12 protein-coding genes, 1 tRNA gene and 1 CRISPR repeat array (1 of these 14 running past the window's edge) are annotated in these 16798 nt (G+C 47.5%); of the genes, 1 reads left to right on the top strand and 12 read right to left on the bottom strand.

Annotation, left to right across the window (positions count from 1 at the left end; all coding sequences use genetic code 11):
- Positions 1 to 5: 5 nt before the first annotated feature.
- Complete coding sequence (ycdX, locus tag H9644_RS07915) at positions 6 to 743, bottom strand: zinc-binding phosphatase (RefSeq protein ID WP_191774107.1); 738 nt, start codon at positions 741 to 743, stop codon at positions 6 to 8.
- A gap of 54 nt (positions 744 to 797) precedes the next feature.
- Positions 798 to 1736, bottom strand: a complete 939-nt coding sequence (gene ghrA / locus H9644_RS07910) for a glyoxylate/hydroxypyruvate reductase GhrA (RefSeq protein ID WP_064528480.1) — start codon at positions 1734 to 1736, stop codon at positions 798 to 800.
- 233 nt (positions 1737 to 1969) lie between these two features.
- Between ghrA and H9644_RS07905 the strand changes: the two genes are divergently transcribed.
- Positions 1970 to 2057, top strand: a tRNA-Ser gene (locus H9644_RS07905).
- Positions 2058 to 2721: 664 nt separating this feature from the next.
- Here H9644_RS07905 and H9644_RS07900 read toward each other — a convergent pair.
- The 10 genes from H9644_RS07900 to cas1f form a co-directional block, all read right to left on the bottom strand.
- Complete coding sequence (locus H9644_RS07900; protein WP_191774104.1) at positions 2722 to 3735, bottom strand: fimbrial protein; 1014 nt, start codon at positions 3733 to 3735, stop codon at positions 2722 to 2724.
- Between the two features lie 11 nt (positions 3736 to 3746).
- The gene (locus H9644_RS07895; protein ID WP_191774102.1) at positions 3747 to 6233 is read right to left on the bottom strand and encodes a fimbrial biogenesis outer membrane usher protein; all 2487 of its coding nucleotides are present in this window, start codon (positions 6231 to 6233) and stop codon (positions 3747 to 3749) included.
- A gap of 14 nt (positions 6234 to 6247) precedes the next feature.
- Positions 6248 to 6928, bottom strand: coding sequence for a fimbrial assembly chaperone (locus H9644_RS07890; RefSeq protein ID WP_064530188.1), 681 nt, complete (start codon positions 6926 to 6928; stop codon positions 6248 to 6250).
- 54 nt (positions 6929 to 6982) lie between these two features.
- Positions 6983 to 7531, bottom strand: a complete 549-nt coding sequence (gene yehD, locus H9644_RS07885; protein ID WP_064530187.1) for a fimbrial protein YehD — start codon at positions 7529 to 7531, stop codon at positions 6983 to 6985.
- A gap of 378 nt (positions 7532 to 7909) precedes the next feature.
- Entirely contained in the window at positions 7910 to 8464 is a 555-nt protein-coding gene (gene cas6f, locus H9644_RS07880; protein WP_191774094.1) for a type I-F CRISPR-associated endoribonuclease Cas6/Csy4, read from the bottom strand.
- Between the two features lie 10 nt (positions 8465 to 8474).
- Entirely contained in the window at positions 8475 to 9476 is a 1002-nt protein-coding gene (gene csy3, locus H9644_RS07875; protein ID WP_191774092.1) for a type I-F CRISPR-associated protein Csy3, read from the bottom strand.
- Between the two features lie 10 nt (positions 9477 to 9486).
- A complete protein-coding gene (gene csy2, locus H9644_RS07870; RefSeq protein ID WP_064530184.1) occupies positions 9487 to 10410 on the bottom strand; it encodes a type I-F CRISPR-associated protein Csy2 in 924 nt (307 codons plus the stop codon).
- Positions 10407 to 11714 carry a type I-F CRISPR-associated protein Csy1 gene (gene csy1, locus H9644_RS07865; RefSeq protein WP_191774090.1) on the bottom strand — a complete coding sequence of 436 codons (1308 nt, stop codon included), beginning with the start codon at positions 11712 to 11714 and terminating at the stop codon, positions 10407 to 10409. The genes csy2 and csy1 overlap by 4 nt, the downstream gene beginning before the upstream one ends.
- Positions 11715 to 12041: 327 nt before the next feature.
- Positions 12042 to 15275 (bottom strand): type I-F CRISPR-associated helicase Cas3f, encoded by a 3234-nt coding sequence (gene cas3f / locus H9644_RS07860; RefSeq protein WP_191774087.1) that lies wholly within the window; start codon positions 15273 to 15275, stop codon positions 12042 to 12044.
- Positions 15272 to 16273, bottom strand: a complete 1002-nt coding sequence (cas1f, locus tag H9644_RS07855; RefSeq protein ID WP_191774085.1) for a type I-F CRISPR-associated endonuclease Cas1f — start codon at positions 16271 to 16273, stop codon at positions 15272 to 15274. Before cas1f ends, cas3f begins: the two co-directional genes overlap by 4 nt.
- A 170-nt stretch (positions 16274 to 16443) precedes the next feature.
- Positions 16444 to 16798: a CRISPR direct-repeat array (repeat unit 28 nt; unit sequence TTTCTAAGCTGCCTGTACGGCAGTGAAC) (it continues 2142 nt past the right edge of the window).

The raw sequence follows: 16798 nt of genomic DNA, 5'->3' as shown, positions 1-16798 counted from the left end.
AGCAATTAAAGTTCGGCAAATTCCGCAATCGGCGCCATACCGCGGGATTCGAGGAAGTTGAGTAAACGGCGCGGTGAAACATTCAAAATGCGTTCTTCTGGAAAATCAACCGCGTCGAGAATTTTACGACACTCTTCAAATTCACCCATACTAAACGCGGTATGAGAATCCGAGCCTAATGCCACCCAACCGCCAGCATCGCGCACCGCAGCAGCAACTGCACGGCAGTTATCTTCACTGCCTTTGCGCGAGTGTAAGAAAGACGAATTATTGATTTCCAGCGCGACCTGGTGTTTCGCGGCTGCTTCAGCAACTGCTTTGAAATCAATAGGATATTTCGGGTTGCCCGGATGGCTTATTATGTGCACATTGCCGCTGGCGATAGTCGCGATCATCGCTTGCGTATTGGTCGCTTCATCATGTGGCGCAAAAACCGGTTCATGAAAACCAGCGATGATTAAATCCAGCGACTCAAACATTTTGCCACTACAGTCAATTTCGCCGTCAACATTTTTAATGTTGGCCTCAATGCCGCGCAGGATCCCTACCCCATCAACCACTCGTGGCCAAATACGCATATTAATGAAATGCCAGTGATGCGGCGCATCTTCCATATCTGGTCCATGATCGGTAATTGCAAAAAGCTTGATTCCTTTCTGTTTAGCCTGGGCAATGTAATCACTTAATGTGCTGTATGCATGCGTGCTGGCAACAGTATGCATATGAAGGTCGACGGGATACATAACTCTCTCCTGTATTCAATTCTTGCCAAGGATAGCAGGAATCCTGGCGCTTTATTAGTAGCCTCGAACTCGGTCGACTTGTCCGCTAGCGGCCTCCCCCCTTTCTAGCTGGGAAATGGTGCGCGAAATATACGCCACTGCTTCGACGGGGCGCGTAATAGCTGCCACATGTGGTGTTATCGTGACGCGTGGATGTTGCCAGAGCGGGCTTTCCGGCGGTAAAGGTTCACGATTAAAAACATCCAGCATTGCTCCTTTAATCTTGCCACTATCCAGAGCCGCGAGCAGGTCATCTTCCACCACATGAACGCCTCGCGCCAGATTGAGAAGATACGCGCCATCCGGTAATTGATTGAATAATTGTTGATTAATAATGCCGGCCGTTTCAGGCGTATTCGGTAACAGATTAATCAGTACCCGGCATTGACTCAGAAATGCCTTCAGCTCTTCGCTTCCAGCAAAGCTTTGTACATCTGGCCATGATTTACGAGTGCGGCTCCAGCAACGCAGCGGAAAGCGCCAGGTTTGTAGACTCTGTGCGACTTTACTGCCCAACACGCCAGCGCCCAAAATGCCAATTGTAAAATCTTCCCGATGATATTCAGGCAGCGGTTGCCAGTGCGAAGCATTTTGCTGGATTCGATAATCGTCAAAACGCCGGAACCAATGAAGTACCTGACTTACAGCATATTCCTGCATTTGCTCGCCCATACCGGTGTCTTCCAGGCGGAAAAGCGGAATGGAGGGTTTAAGCATTTCAGGGTGTGCCTGTAGTTTACTCAATATAGAATCCACACCGGCGCCGAGTGCAAACACTGCTTTAAGATCGCGTCCTGCCAGCATTTCAACTGGAGGATGCCAGACTAACGCATAATCTGCGCCCAGGTTATCTCCGTTTTCCCAGGCTCTGACCCTGGCATGAGGTATCGCTTTACTCAGCGCGTCAATCCACCATTTTGTGTCAAAGGTAGGGTGATAAAAGATGATATCCATATTGGCTCCCGAAAACGGTTGAGCGGAATTTATTCACGCTTATTGTTATGATCTGCAAGGAACATCAGAATAGCAAATCTGCAGTCGGTGGCAAAAAAAGCAAAACTTGCTTATTTAACCTGCAAATTGTTTGAAGTTTGAATAAACGCACTTTTTTTTAAAAAAGTTTGTTGACCCGAAGCAACTATTTCCATAAATTAGCGCCCGTTCCAGCAAGACAGGAACAACAATGTGGTGAGGTGTCCGAGTGGCTGAAGGAGCACGCCTGGAAAGTGTGTATACGGCAACGTATCCGGGGTTCGAATCCCCGCCTCACCGCCATATTTTAAGAAGAGCTCGTACGAAAGTACGGGCTTTTTTTTCACATGTTGCACAGCCTGGCGGGGATGAGAAGCCCGGACCCGGGTTCGACAACTGGCGGCAGCCAGTTGGACAGACCGCGAACGCAGTGAACGGGCTGCCCGCAGGGCGAGCGAAGCGAGTCAATCCCCGCCTCACCGCCATATTTTAAGAAGAGCTCGTACGAAAGTACGGGCTTTTTTTTCACATGTTGCACAGCCTGGCGGGGATGAGAAGCCCGGACCCGGGTTCGACAACTGGCGGCAGCCAGTTGGACAGACCGCGAACGCAGTGAACGGGCTGCCCGCAGGGCGAGCGAAGCGAGTCAATCCCCGCCTCACCGCCATATTTTAAGAAGAGCTCGTACGAAAGTACGGGCTTTTTTTTCACATGTTGCACAGCCTGGCGGGGATGAGAAGCCCGGACCCGGGTTCGACAACTGGCGGCAGCCAGTTGGACAGACCGCGAACGCAGTGAACGGGCTGCCCGCAGGGCGAGCGAAGCTAGTCAATCCCCGCCTCACCGCCATATTTTAAGAAGAGCTCGTACGTAAGTACGGGCTTTTTAAGTATTGAACGCCTTAAATAAAAAACACGTACTTCCTCTTCGAAAGTACGTGAAAATCAGTGGCTGATCACCATACCCATTAGTCGTAAGATACGGCAAATATCGCTTTGCTTTGGACTTCTCCAGGCTGTAGTGCTTCCTCCTTCACGCGGACATATTTCGCGGTGATCGGGAAAGTGTACTGATTCTCAATGGCCGCCATTTTAGTTAGTTTGTTCATTAGAGTATCGCCTAACTTTAACGGTGTCGTTGCGTTACCATTATAAATCTGGAACCCAACCCCCTTAGCACCATCGGGTAATGTATTTTTCAGTATTGTTCCACTATCATCCCATTCACCACGCGCAACTTTAAAACTTACTGGATTAGTCGTGACGTTATAAACACTGTTGCAATTTAAAACCAGATCTATAGAACCTGATTTTGTGTTATTGGCAGATTGCATCTCACTTATCGTTGTTTCTGGCATTCTTATTTCATAAGTCTGTTGCGAGAAACTACAGGTTGTGGGTTTGTGTTTGATGCTAAATTCTATATTCTGAGTATAAGAAACATCACTATTTAGTCGCCCAGTAACCCAACATAAAAGCCATGATATGATATTATTATTGCAAGAGTTATCTGTTAGTATGCTAATAGCGGGGCGCGGGATGGTTATCTTGTCGATATTGGTGGTTATTGTATGGTCTACTTTACTCGTTGGCCCTACATATTCGGCCTTAAGAGTGAACGGCTTGGTATTTATAACATCCTGAGTGTTATATTCTTTTGGAGAAGCACCCAAGGAATCAGTTCCAGTAGAAACAGGAAAACTACTACTCTCAAGATTAAATTTCATAAAAATTGACTTCCCCGAATCCGACTCTCTAAGTTCAACGATATAATCTTTTAACGGTGTTGCATAATACATTTTATCGCTTGTTGCATTACATGTGAACGTATCAACTAAATTTGTATTAATTACAGCCGTTACCGTATCTTGTGCCATATCTAGTTCTATCGTTTGGCTTGCTGTTGTATTAGGCCCCAGGGTACATTTAGCCTGCCCCCAAAAAGGCAAAGCCAGTAAAAACAAAAAACAATATTTTTTCATAAACAAATCCTTTAACGACAAATATAAACTTTATTCTCATCAATAACGTTATCAAAGGTAATAGTGCAGAATTGTTCCTGCTGTTTATTAACCGAGACGCGAATCGCCGCGGGAACATCATTGGTGCGAATAAATATCCGACTTCCCTGCCCTACTAAGCCCACATTATTGCCGCTTTCATCTTCAACCTCATAACCAAACGGCAACGGAGAACCATCAGGACGTTGGGAGAGGAAATACCAGGGTTTGCGTTTATCAGTCTCAAACTGCGTCATCACTACCGCACCACGATATGGAACGGTGCTTTTGCGGTTACCCAGAAGCGCCACATCGTTTTTACTGTCTGCAATATCCAACAGCAACGTATTTTCACGATACGGCGTCAGGTTGTCATAAATAGCGTAGCCTTTGCTATCCGTGGTCAGGTAACGATATCCCTGCACCGCCGCTCCCTCCAGCCCCGGCGCTTTGACAATAGCGAACGTATCGGAAAGTCTGGGAGCCAGTGCAACCCCGTCCGCCCACGCGACTAAACCGCCTTGAATATTACCGCTAATCTGTTGATATCTTTTCGACTGGCTATAGCTGCCACCAATAGTCGCCAATGGCGCACGCCAGGTCAGGTTTCCACCTGCTGTTGTTTCGCTGCCATGGTGTTGATGGCTTAAGTTAGCGCCGTAGCTGAACTGATCGCGACTCCCCGCTACACCGCTGAGGCTGGTATTATTCGACCGATAGCCGTCTTTATCAAAAGTGGTCGAGTTAGAAACAAATAAATCTCGTCGTTTTTCAGTGATTCCATCGCCCCACGAGAAGGGAATTGAGAAATATAAGTTAATGCGTCTATCTTCGCGGTTATCTTCATCGTAAGTCTGGCTAACAGACAAGGTATAACTAAGGCGTTCCCAGGAATTCGAATAGCTGAGTTGATAATCTTTCCCTGTCCCATCGCGTTCCCAATAATCCCGCCATTGACCGCTGACCGATAAATATCCCCACTTTTCCGGTAATGACTGGTTTATGTTGACAGAAAAGCTGTTCTTACGACCGAAATCATACTGATAATAGTCGGCGATATCATAAACTGAGTCATCTTCGCGATTATATCTATTCCTGTTATTTGCCCACACGTGATCGTTAAAAGTACGATAATCCCGAGAAGAGTAACGCCATGCAGCCAGAGAAAATTGCGTCCCACTCTGTGAGAGATATTTGTTCCAGGCAACCTGATAACTTTGACCATTAAATACATCACCGTTATCTTGCTCACTGTGTGAATGGGTAAAATCAACCGATACAGCACCAATCGGTGTATTCCATCCTGTGCCGAGAACAAATGATGAATAATTATCAGACAGCTGCGTGCCAGCATACAGTGTCAGCAAATTATTAAGACCATACTGATAGCTTCCTTGAATAAAATCCGACTGATTGCTGGCTCCCTCAATACGGCTACGTCCGGCAGCAAATTCATATTTCGAAACGCCCGGTTGCAACATATTTGGCACCGATGAATAAGGTACACGATAACGCGAAACCGAACCGTTAGCTTCTTTAACGGTAACTTCCAGATCTGCCCCACCACCAGCAAGTTGCAAATCATCAATGGCGAATGGTCCTGGCGGAACCTCTTTCTGGTAAATCACAAAGCCATTTTGTTCGATAGTGACAAGTGCGTTACTCTGGGCAACTCCGCGCACCACAGGAGTAAAATTCTGTTTAGAGTTCGGCAACATTTGCATATCGCGCCAAAGGCGTACACCGCGAAAACGCACTGAGTCAAAAACATCAGAACCGGTATACATTTCACCCGCACGCAATGTGCCAAGTATTTGTGAAATTCCGCGCTCCAGATATAACGTGTTACTCTTCCATTTACCGCTGCTCTCGTCACTTTTCGTATAATTGGCATTTGAATGCAACTGCCAGCCCAGGAGATTTAACCCACTGTTCAGATTTAAATAGCTACTTTTATTATCTCCTCCATGCTTATAATTGCTGTAATACTGACTGGCATAATAAGAAGTATATAATGCGTTAATCCCGCGATCCCATGCCTCAGGCGGGACATATCCGCGTTCATACTCAACGACATAGGCCTGGGGTACACTTAACTTCAGGTTGAAATGCCCAATATCATAGTCGACGCGGCCTCCCTGTACTGCATCCCGAAGTGGTACACATTCAATGCTTTTATCGACACTAATTCCTTCAGTGAGGATCCCTATTTGCTTTAACTGATCCCAGGATAGACATGTAGCATCCGGATCATCTTTAATATCGACATTATAGTGTCCGCGCCACTGATTATTCAGGTAAACATCCATATCGTAGATACCGGGCATCGGCTTATCACTATTAATATGATAGTCAGAAATTTTTTCCCCATTTAATCCGCCAATCATAAAATGGGTGTCAAATGTTTCATCTTTAGCCCATGCAGATGACGTTGCCAACACCGACAGAATAGCCAGTGTAATAGAATTAAGTTTAGACATAATCAATCCCTGATCTATTTGACAGTTTTTACTTTTTCACTCAAATAGTTTCCATTATCATCAATAAGCGTAATTGTATATTGATTGATAACAGAGGCAGTGGAAATAGACTTATCTGACCAGGGTGCTAACAACAACGTTTCCTTATTTATCTTTACATTCCCACTCAACTCAGGAATAGTTATCCAGTTTGCGGAGTTGTTTTTAATATTAATGCCGCCAGTGGCATGTTTAATACTCAGACGACGAAAACTTTCTTTATCCACACCAGTAAGTCCCTCTGGGCGGTAGATAAATTTAATACGGTTCTGCATGGCGAATTTTATGCCATTCTTATCTTCTAATTCGGGGCAATTAGGTGGGATGTCTAGCACATTAAGGAAGAACAGGCTTTCGCGATCTTTAGGTAGGGTATTCGCCAATTTTTTGATTTTGAGTTGTTGCCCCTCGCCCTCTTTTACGTGAGCCACTGGTGGCGTCAGCACGAACGGAACATGAATTTTTTCTGGGGGCAGGCTGGTATCGCCATCATCAATCCATGACTGAACCAGGGCGCTACGATTACCTTCATTCATTAACTGAACGGTAATCTCTTTTTTTTGTTCTGGATAAATAACGCGAGTGCCGTAGATATAAACGCCGCCCCACGCAGGCGTGACCATGCCAGCTAGCAAGAAGGCTATTAATTTTTTCATGATAACAATCCTTGTTTGAGAAATCGGCGACCGCAGTCGCCGATAAACACAGTATTAATCTGTCACGACAGTCATTGTCAGAGCAGAGTTAACCGGTCCAGCAGTCACCGAACTACCTGATTGAGCATATTTCGCGCTGAAATTTAATGTATATTCATTAGAGCTATTTTTTTCTAACGCAATACTTTTATCACCTTCAATCTTTTGAGGTTGCCCATCTGCACTCTCATAGTAGACAGCAAAACCAGCACCATTTGGGTTTGCCGCTGTATTAATGGTGATATCGCTACGATTTGCATCAAACTGACTTCTGGAAAACGTAATTCTGGGTGCCTCGTCTCCTGTACATTTCACCGTCAACGGCACAGTTGTTTTATTTGAATAACCATTATAGATAAATCCGGCACTTTGGTCTTTAAATTGATCTGCACCAATATCGTTCATAGCAATAGTGGCCTGGCTATTTCCGATAAATTGGCAAGTAGTCCCGACTACATTACCGGTAATAACTAACTCACCCTGTTCACTCCCCTCCTCTGCAAAAGCCCCTGCACTCATAAAAAGAGAAGATAATACTGCAACTGCAATAATTGAACGTTTCATAGTCTATTCCTTAACTAATTTATTCCAGGTGATTGAGAGTCTCTGTCCTCTCGGAAATAAATTTCGCAAATTACATTTTCTATCGCAATGTAAACAAGTTGTTTTCGTGATTCAAATCAAATTATCAAAAACACATAACAAACAAAAAATACCCATAAAAATATTTACCTTGTTTACTATTCGGTGTTATTTGATGTGTTTAGAAGATAAATCAATACGCATAATCAATTGCGGACACTTTATTTAAAATAATATCCGTATGCTGATGAAAGTGTTGGGTATTGAATTCTTTATGCCATTTCCAGCCGGGAGGAGTCTTTCAATAGACAAAAAGACCTGACTGTAAGGCCAGGTCTTTTATACATTACAGCTAACCAATCAAAACCAGGGAATAGTGGCGGTTGCGCTTAATCCATAACTACTGAATACCCCTTTAACCGGTTCCGTAAGCAAATCCCCGTGTCGGATAAACAATTTGAACTGCTGCTGACTCGATAAACTCTTCATATTAAGAAAAGGTAAATCGGTCCGCTGTTCAGCTTGCGTCGCCAGTCGCTCAATCGCCTGTTCTTCAGTAAGCCAGCCTTTTTTCACTGAACGCCTTAACAGACGCTGGGGGTTACTTTTAACCTGCACACGGCTTACTACTCGCCAGCCCTTTATTTCTGGAACGGGAGTGACAGGCGAACATTGGCAATAATCCGTAAGTCCTTTACGCCACGCTGAGGCTTCAAGCGCCTGCAATGCCTGAGGGCTTCCATGCAAGCGTAAACGCGCTCCAGGCATAACATTAACGTCCGGGAAACTCACGCCGATATCACCTTGCCCCCTTGCACCTAATACCCGATGCAGTTTGGCAAATAACGCCGCCATCAACATTTCGCTCGAAAATTCAGGATCTGGCAGAACGCGGATCTCAAGGTAGTGATCCATTGGCAGCTCCTTATTCCGATTTCTCACCAAAGACACCGCCACGGATCAGCACAGCCATCACGTAGTGCTGCTGCGCAACGTCTGGTTTCATCCCTTTAGTCACCCAATTGTCCAATAAGGTATAAAAATCGAGTTTTTCTTTCGGTTGACGGCAGGCCACACCGCGACTGGTTACAGAACCGTAAGGTTCCACGGCGATAGCCCCCAATTCATCAACTTTCGGATGCCAGGTATCGATGGTACGTAAAGCATTGCCAATCTTCTGAGAGTGGATTCCGGCAATGCCAGCCACCTGATATAACACGCGACTTTTGCTACTGTTGCTGTCGAGTACCAGCTCCTGCGACGGGAAAACTTCTTGCCCGGCACCAAGACGAACCTGCGCTTCAACGGTAAGCATTACCCACTCTTTCCCGCTTAATCCTTGTTCAATCGTTGACGCCAGTTTTGTGACGCTACTCTGGCCCTGATCAAATTGACGTAAAGAGAAGTCATGGCTGTTAAAAGTCCATGATTTGTTGTTCGCGGTGACTTTCACCTGAATTTGCTCGGCACCGATACGGTTACGCCACAGAAAACGACCATTTGCCAGATTCAGGGCATAGCGAAGCGCCAGCTCTTTAAAGCCATGTTCGCTGATATAACCTTCAATAACGTCGGAAAGCGCCTCCTGATACGCCATATCATTACATACTGAAGGTGAGGATAAATTACCCAGCACGCGCAGCGTAAACATCACTTTTAGCGTATCAGCATCAACCGGAAGCGCTGCCACATCTACCCGCTGCAAGTTGGCTTTTTGGATTTCTGCATCCAGTTTGGTGGGGTCGCTGGTAATCGTGTTTTTCAGGCGATTGGAGATGGTTCCGCGTACCGCTTTCTCCTGAATCTCAATAGGTTGCCATTCATTTCCTTGCCAGTTACCTGCGTACATCACCGCGTCAGAGGTTGCCAGTTTGCGCTCAAATGCCAGTACTGACGCCGTTTTTACTGCTACAGGGGCCTTTGCCATAATTATGTCCTTATTCTGTATCGTCATCTTCATTAGTAGTAGGGTCGTCAACGACTGGTATTGCCGAGCAATAGTAACCAGTGTCCGTTGTACGGTAGCGCCACATCAGCGGTTGTAAGTCAGTAATGCGATGTAATCCGCGCCATTCGCCAATGCCATAAACCGCTTCGGCAAAGGCAAATGGCGTCACGGTATCGCGCGCATTTTCAACTTCACCGGGAGCGTAAACAGGAGATATGCGTTGGTAACCGCACATTAACGGCACCAGGAAACCAGGCATTGGCTTCGGCTGGTATACCCATTGTGCGCTGTTGTCTTCTGCCGGAGATTCGGCCTGATATTTAATGGCGGCAAAATCAAGCCAGGCATCAAGCAACGATATGTCGGGATGTTGTTGGTGATGTTCAGCCAGCCATTCGCTGCGATCGTAAAGCGCGTAACCAGGCATTAAACGCCAGATGATTTTACGCAGTTGCTTTTCATCTTCAGGAGCATGAAAAAGCTGCGGTTCGCGCATACTGACAATGCTGCCACCCGCCAGTTTATGGCTCTGGCAAAGCACTTTCAGATGGTCACACAGGGCTTTTCTACCGTATTCACCATTAGTAATTTCACCATTACATTCAATAAGTAGAGAAACCGTCAGGTGCATACGCCCCTCTTCATTGAACGACGCGGTTTTACCTTCTCTGGTTAATGGGTTACGGGTGAGCGCAAACTGAAAATCGCGCCCGGAACTGTATGCCTGAATATGCTGTTCATGGCTTACTACCGCACAACCGTTAAAACTCACGCCAAATTCGTCCACCACCTTGCGAGAAAGCGCATGAACATAACCGAGAAAATGGGTCATCGACGGAAATCCCCAGGTCAACCCGGAGACGGCGTTAGCGTTTTCTATGCGTATATGGGGTAACAAGAGCAGATAACTCATTTCAGCGCCTCCTGCAAAACGGCTTCCATTTCACGCATCCGTTGAGTAAACAGGGACTGACTGCGCCACTCCCTTTGCTCGACAGCACCGACATCGAAACGGGCTTTTTTCAGGCGATAGTTCAGCCAGCGCGCAAAGTCATCGGCGACCGTCCTCTGCCAGTCGTTTTTCTCACGCTCCAGTTTGAAAGCCTCATCTGACAGGCTTCGCCACGGGTCCAGCCAAAGCTGCTGGTGACGTGGTAAGTCTGGTGATTGTGCTGACCAACCCTGCCATTTTTCTTGCTGAAAAGAGGATGCCTGCATGAACAGCAGATCAATCAACTCATCAATATATTTCGCGCGCGCAGTACGGATATGAACATTGTTTATGTCAACCTTCAGCAGATAAGTCATCCGGGCTATGATGCCCGAAGCCGCCCGATTGAAATCGCCGCGTAAGGCAAAAATACTGTGCATGTTGTGTGGTGCACGAGTCTGCGTCGACCAGGTGGGGGGCATTGATGGTAATAGCCAGATACGACCACCACGAACACTGTTGAGCAGAGAGATATTCTGCGGTTTTGTGCCTCCAAAATGCATTTCGGCAAGATTAGGAAAGCGGATATCTGGCTGGGAGTGCCATTTTCCTGCTTTGTGGGCATCGCGAATGGCTTTCGATTCCTCGCTAAAACGCACGGCAATTAGTTTTTCATACATCGCCTGCGCCAGAGAACTGGAAAACAGCGGGCATAACAGGTGATAGCCATCATCGACAGGGAAATAGATTTGTTTTGCCAGTTTATGGCTGACAGGCTGTACAAGTGTCCATGCCTGGCTAAACCCAGTTACCCACTGCTCCAGTTGAGCTTCATCCTCTGCAAACGTGCTTAATGCCTGATAATCACCGCACTTAAGACTGGCAAGCAGTGAATCTCCATTGACATCGGTTTGTAGCAGTTTTGCGACGTCCAGTGCGGCGGCGTTGCCAATCGCGTCAGTAGCAACATTCGCCAACGATGCCGTGTTTAAATAGCTTTCGTTAACGGAAGTGTCCAGATAAAAGCTGCTGGCTTTAGAATCACCATGACTAAATTTAGCGCCATGAGTGACTAACTTAATTTGCCCGGCACGCTTCGCCGCATCCATTAACCAGTTACGAGGCTGGTAACGCGCCTGGAGTTCCTGCCGCTCCAGAGCGATAACGCTGGCGTCCTCGCCCTGTTCCAACCGCTTTGCTGCTTCTTTTTCAAAGGCATCGATTTTGGGTTGCCTTCGCGAAGCGATGTAGTCAGTGATAAATTGTATTAGCGCCGTTTTTTCCATTTCGGCTCCTTTCGTTAATCCATCAAATTGAAGTTGCTCCCTGATTTCACTGAAAAATCTCCGTAGCCCAACCAGGCTTCAGTACAACGACACACACAGTAAAAGGGACAACGCCCGTGGTGATAATCATGGATAGTTCACCTAGAGGTATCTGCGTTTTAATCTAGTCAAATCCATGCAATAACCAATGGTGATATTACCATGCATAAAATATTTGCCACACAATGATTTAACAACTAACATTCGCACACTGCCGTTGGCAGCTAAGAAATAGAGGTATCTCCGGATACGGACTTGTAAACTGCCGTACAGGCAGCCAGCCCTCCGTCACAGGTTACGAAACACGCCCAACCAGGGGTGATAACGCCAGTCACAGACCGCATCTTCTTCACTGGTCGGTACCCTCACTTCAGCAAACATTTCCCCGACGCGCTGTATTTCACAACCTTGCTTATCCGCTAAATTCAACAAAACTTGTTGGTAATCCATCACACCCCAGCAAGCGACACCGCTGGCGCATCTCACCTCTTCTCGCCTGAAATTCCCTTGCGCTTTACGCTCGTAGTCGCCCGTATGGGAATAGAAACGCGCTTCGCTTTCTTCATCATCCATATGCAGAAAAAACACGGCCTCCGGCAAAGGGGAATATCGAAATGGCGTCTGGCGTTGCATCCAGCCGTTCCAACTTAGCGGTGCACGCCACCATTGCGCCGCTACCACATGTTTGCTTTTACTGCTCATCAATTCGGCGGATAAACGACTATGCTCAAGCTCCGCCAGTTTGTTGTCATTATTGGCAGACAGGATCCGCGGCAAGGCGTTAATCGTCCGGTAGTCCGCAATCGGAATCAGTTCGCAAATATCCTGGCTATTCAGCAAACGCTCTTTTGTTTCAAAACCCGGCTTACAAAATGCGGGAACTTTTTTCTGCAACGCTTTGATATTGCTTCGTAAAATAACCAGATTCTCACTGGTCGGCACATTTCTGCGGTGGCGCTGAATACGTCCGGCAAATTGAATAATCGAACGCATGGAGCTTGGTTCAATAATTCCCCAGTCCGCATCCCAGTCACGCCCGACTTCTATTACTGATGTACCCAACACTACAAAAAGATGGTGCGATTCCGGACTTTCATATAAGGCTTCAGCAATATCTTCGTTGTTCCAGAAATCTTGTTCGTTATGACGGGTAAAAGCACGGTCCAGGCGCTTTTCAATATCTGAACGCACCGCCAGCGGATGTCGGGAGTGGTAAACACAATAATGAATACAAACATCTTCTGGGGATGGAATGGCAATCAGGGCTTTGGTCACTGCAACCAGTGGATTGATATTGGCGAAGCGCACCAGACCCAGCGAAACGGTTTTGCCGCTTTCGTGCTGCTGGCGATGCGCCTGATGCAACTTCAGCATTTGCGTATGCACCGTCTGGGCCACACTTTCGGTGACATCTTGCATCGCGCTTGATGCAGATGAAATTGAAGCAATACGCCCGAAATGCAGTCGCTCTTTTTCAGCCAGCATCACCGCTCGTCGTGCAACAAATTTTGCATGTGCATCACGAAACCCTGGCCCGTCGCAAATTTGCGTTGCATCAGCATCTTTTTCATCAAACCAGGCACAGCAGATATTGACGGGCCTGCCGCTCGTACCACATGACGCCTGCCACATTTTGCGGCCCGCAAGATAAGCCGCGAACAGTGCCTGAATCAGCCCTGGCGGCAGCGTCGCCGAGGAGAGTAATACCCGCGTTCCCAGGATCCCGGCCCAGTTCATCAAACGGCATACCGCATGAAGATCGGCAATATCAAAGTCATCAGGCTCGTCGAGCACTAAATCGCTGGTTAACAGACGTAACATCGCCGGAAGCTGTTTTCCGCCTCGCACACCTTCCGTCGCGGAAATGAGATGATCAATCGTCGCGACCAGAATCGGCGCGCTCACTAGCTCCTTAAGTTTGCTGTCATCCTGCAACCATTTGTCCAGCGCCCCGGTATGCAGGCTACCTTCGTACTTAACGAACTGTTGCTCCTCTGCTGGCGACTCTTGCGAAGCACTCCCACAATCACTCTCTATTTTTTCCTGTTGCCAGAGTTGTTTAACTGCCGCCGAACCAATCAATACAGCCAGCTCATCCTCACCCAATCCAAGCCGACTACGTAGAGCGTCGCCGGTTTGCAAAGTCAGCGTACGCAATCCCAGCGCAACGGTAAAGCGGCACCCTTCGCGCTCATCGGCAAGTGCATACATAATGCGAGCATTAGCAAAGGTTTTACCGCATCCCGTCGAGGCCATATTGACGCCGAAAAAGCCCTCTTCACGACTTCGTTCACGTAACGCTCGCGCCACATCCCAGGCTTTATCTTGCCAGCGATACTTCGCATCCGAGGCTCGCTGGCTAAAACCTTTATGCCGGGCAATTGCCGGAAGCGATGCCCGTGTGTGCATCAGTTGCCGCCCAAGCAGGTACGCATGATGCGCGACGCCCACAAGATGCTCATCTACCCGTTGTTTGAGAGCGCCGCTTTGACGATCGCTATTTGCCCAGACGATATAATCCGGGTCTTGCCATTTTTGCTGCGCGTCGCTGGAGGAATAGTAATGATCGGCAAGCATCAGGCAAAAACGCGCCATATGTAATGGAAACAGTTGCTCCATCTGTCCCCATTCCTTTAAACCGTTGGAGTTACGCGCACGGCGGGCTATCTGACGCGCTTTTTCTCGCCAGCTTGCGCTTTGAAGCGGCGTTCCTGACGGAAACTGCCAGACTTGCTCGAAATCCTGTTGCGTCCAGTCATTCTTGCGGTGGTTAATGGCATTCCAGTCAGCATTGAGTTGCTTCTCCAGCCAGCTTTCACAGCCTTTGCATGATTGTTCTGGTTGTGGCGAAAGATTCTCCGGCATTCGATGATGGGAAAGGATCAGCCAACCTACCGTTTTGGCGAGTGGTTGCAGCAAACTGAATGGACTATTTGAAAAATGAGGTGTGTCTTTTTGCAGGCGCTCAAGAATCGCAGTTTCATCATCTGCCGTTAATTCCCCGAGTTTCTCCAGCCAAACATCGTCTGACTGTTCACCAACAAACGCCTGGAAAAGCCGCAATGAGATCCATTCATGCCGGTAAGGTTGATAACTTCGTGCGCTCTTTTGAGTCAGGCTTTGCTGAAAGCTGCGCCCTGATTTACCAAAATCATGAAATAACCCTGCGATGGCCGCCAGCAGCGCAATGCTCTCCGCGCATTGCCAACGGTTTTCGTCCTTGTTCACCAGGCTGGTTTGCGTTGTTCGATTCGTGGGAACGCGGCCCTGAGCATTAAAGCGACGAATATTACCGACAATCCACATCAACTCCGTTTGCCCATTCTTCTTCAGCCAGTGACAAGCAACCGCTGTATTTCGTCGGGCGGTTTTGCGCAATAAACGGCGTAACGTATTAACACCTTCCATGGTGATCACTGTTTGCCAGGCTGCATCACCGGTGCGTTCGGCAAACTGGTCAATAATGCGGCAACTTTCCACGCGAGCGTTTTTCGTACAGCGCGAGATAATCAGGACATTCATTGGTCAGCCTTAGCCAATGCCAGGGCCGTTTCCTGCAGAGAGGTGATCATGACATCCAGCGCATCCGCTTGTTGAAAGATACTGATGCAGCGTTGACGAAACTCCTGAGCATCTTCTCCCGCCATTGCGGCAATAAATGCTTGTGGCATAACCAGGGCATCTTTAATCAGATCGGCGAGGTCAAAAACGAGTCCGCCGCGACGTGTTTTACCGTGCATTACTGCTAAACCGTGCGGGATCCCGGTTACCCACGCTGCCACTGCTGCCAGGCCGTAAGCCAGATAATTCCCCTGATCGAGGAAGCGGTTAGCCATATCAATCCCACCGCCCCGCTTTGCGCGAGTAAAGTCGCCATAGGCCACGGTTTGACTCACTATTTTGTAGAGTGCTTTGGTCAATTTGGCCTCTACGAGCATAAGCTGCGTATGGTTTTCTGCCGCATCTATTTCTTCACGAGTACGATTTAGCAGGGTCTGGAGCGCATTAGCATCAGGCTGAAAGGCGTGTTCACGCTGCATTTTCGCGCTGGTCCAGTGCTTATCGATATGTGTCAGGCGGATTAACTGAAAACGTTTCGCGGCGGCAAGTCGTTTATCTTCAGCAAACCAAAAAGAAACCCACTGCTGAAGATATTCAGTAGGACGATATTCGCTTTGCGGACTGAGCCAGGAGACATCAACATCAACATCAACATCAACATCAACTTCATTTGCCGAATACAGCGGCGTACCATCCGTACCACAAAATCCTACCATCACCCCGGCATGGGCAAATTCACGCATCGCCGCCTGGGTAACGGAAGTTCCCATCCCCAACATCAATGCCGTGGTATTCGCAATGGGGATATTCCAGTAGTACGACTCCTTACCTTCACTGGTAACATACTCCACCCGCCCTCCATTCACCTGCACCCGGCATTTTTCCAGATAATAAATATTGGCTCGTTTGGAGTGGAGAATTGTTTTGAGGTCAGATGGGGTAAGGTATTTGGAAGACATAAACACATCCTGTGATTATTTTTGTTTGAAGGAGTTAGGATTAGTACAGCATTGATTTCTGTACGAGAAATTGATTTTCATCGCAATTATCACAATTGTTATTGTGTGCTGGGGCTAATGGTTTGAAGTTGAGAGCGTCATAACACGACCAAACGTCTACCATTATCGTATTGTGAAGCTGCCTGTACGGCAGTGAACCCGGCCTCGAAATTAATTCGATTGATTGTCTGTTTTCTAAGCTGCCTGTACGGCAGTGAACAAAATATTAATTCTGGTGGCACTGGTCGCCCTTTTCTAAGCTGCCTGTACGGCAGTGAACGCGCTGCGTCGTGTGTTCGTTCTGGCGGCTAATTTCTAAGCTGCCTGTACGGCAGTGAACACACGTATGTACACCCCTTTACACATGACAAATTTTCTAAGCTGCCTGTACGGCAGTGAACGTAACACAGTTCGCCTCGTGAATCACTGGCAATTTCTAAGCTGCCTGTACGGCAGTGAACTGTGTCATCCGGTCACCAGGTTTTT

The sequence above is a fragment of the Escherichia whittamii genome (assembly GCF_014836715.1).
GTDB classification, from domain to species: Bacteria; Pseudomonadota; Gammaproteobacteria; order Enterobacterales; family Enterobacteriaceae; genus Escherichia; species Escherichia whittamii.
This window is presented reverse-complemented; position numbering and strand designations above follow the sequence as displayed.

Excerpts from the sequence above, each read along its gene's own strand:
- csy3 (WP_191774092.1), bottom strand. The coding sequence starts at position 9,476 with ATGGCAAAGGCCCCTGTAGCAGTAAAAACGGCGTCAGTACTGGCATTT.
- cas1f (WP_191774085.1), bottom strand. The coding sequence starts at position 16,273 with ATGTCTTCCAAATACCTTACCCCATCTGACCTCAAAACAATTCTCCAC.
- H9644_RS07900 (WP_191774104.1), bottom strand. The coding sequence starts at position 3,735 with ATGAAAAAATATTGTTTTTTGTTTTTACTGGCTTTGCCTTTTTGGGGG.
- H9644_RS07890 (WP_064530188.1), bottom strand. The coding sequence starts at position 6,928 with ATGAAAAAATTAATAGCCTTCTTGCTAGCTGGCATGGTCACGCCTGCG.
- csy1 (WP_191774090.1), bottom strand. The coding sequence starts at position 11,714 with ATGGAAAAAACGGCGCTAATACAATTTATCACTGACTACATCGCTTCG.
- cas3f (WP_191774087.1), bottom strand. The coding sequence starts at position 15,275 with ATGAATGTCCTGATTATCTCGCGCTGTACGAAAAACGCTCGCGTGGAA.
- ghrA (WP_064528480.1), bottom strand. The coding sequence starts at position 1,736 with ATGGATATCATCTTTTATCACCCTACCTTTGACACAAAATGGTGGATT.
- csy2 (WP_064530184.1), bottom strand. The coding sequence starts at position 10,410 with ATGAGTTATCTGCTCTTGTTACCCCATATACGCATAGAAAACGCTAAC.
- yehD (WP_064530187.1), bottom strand. The coding sequence starts at position 7,531 with ATGAAACGTTCAATTATTGCAGTTGCAGTATTATCTTCTCTTTTTATG.
- H9644_RS07895 (WP_191774102.1), bottom strand. The coding sequence starts at position 6,233 with ATGTCTAAACTTAATTCTATTACACTGGCTATTCTGTCGGTGTTGGCA.
- ycdX (WP_191774107.1), bottom strand. The coding sequence starts at position 743 with ATGTATCCCGTCGACCTTCATATGCATACTGTTGCCAGCACGCATGCA.
- cas6f (WP_191774094.1), bottom strand. The coding sequence starts at position 8,464 with ATGGATCACTACCTTGAGATCCGCGTTCTGCCAGATCCTGAATTTTCG.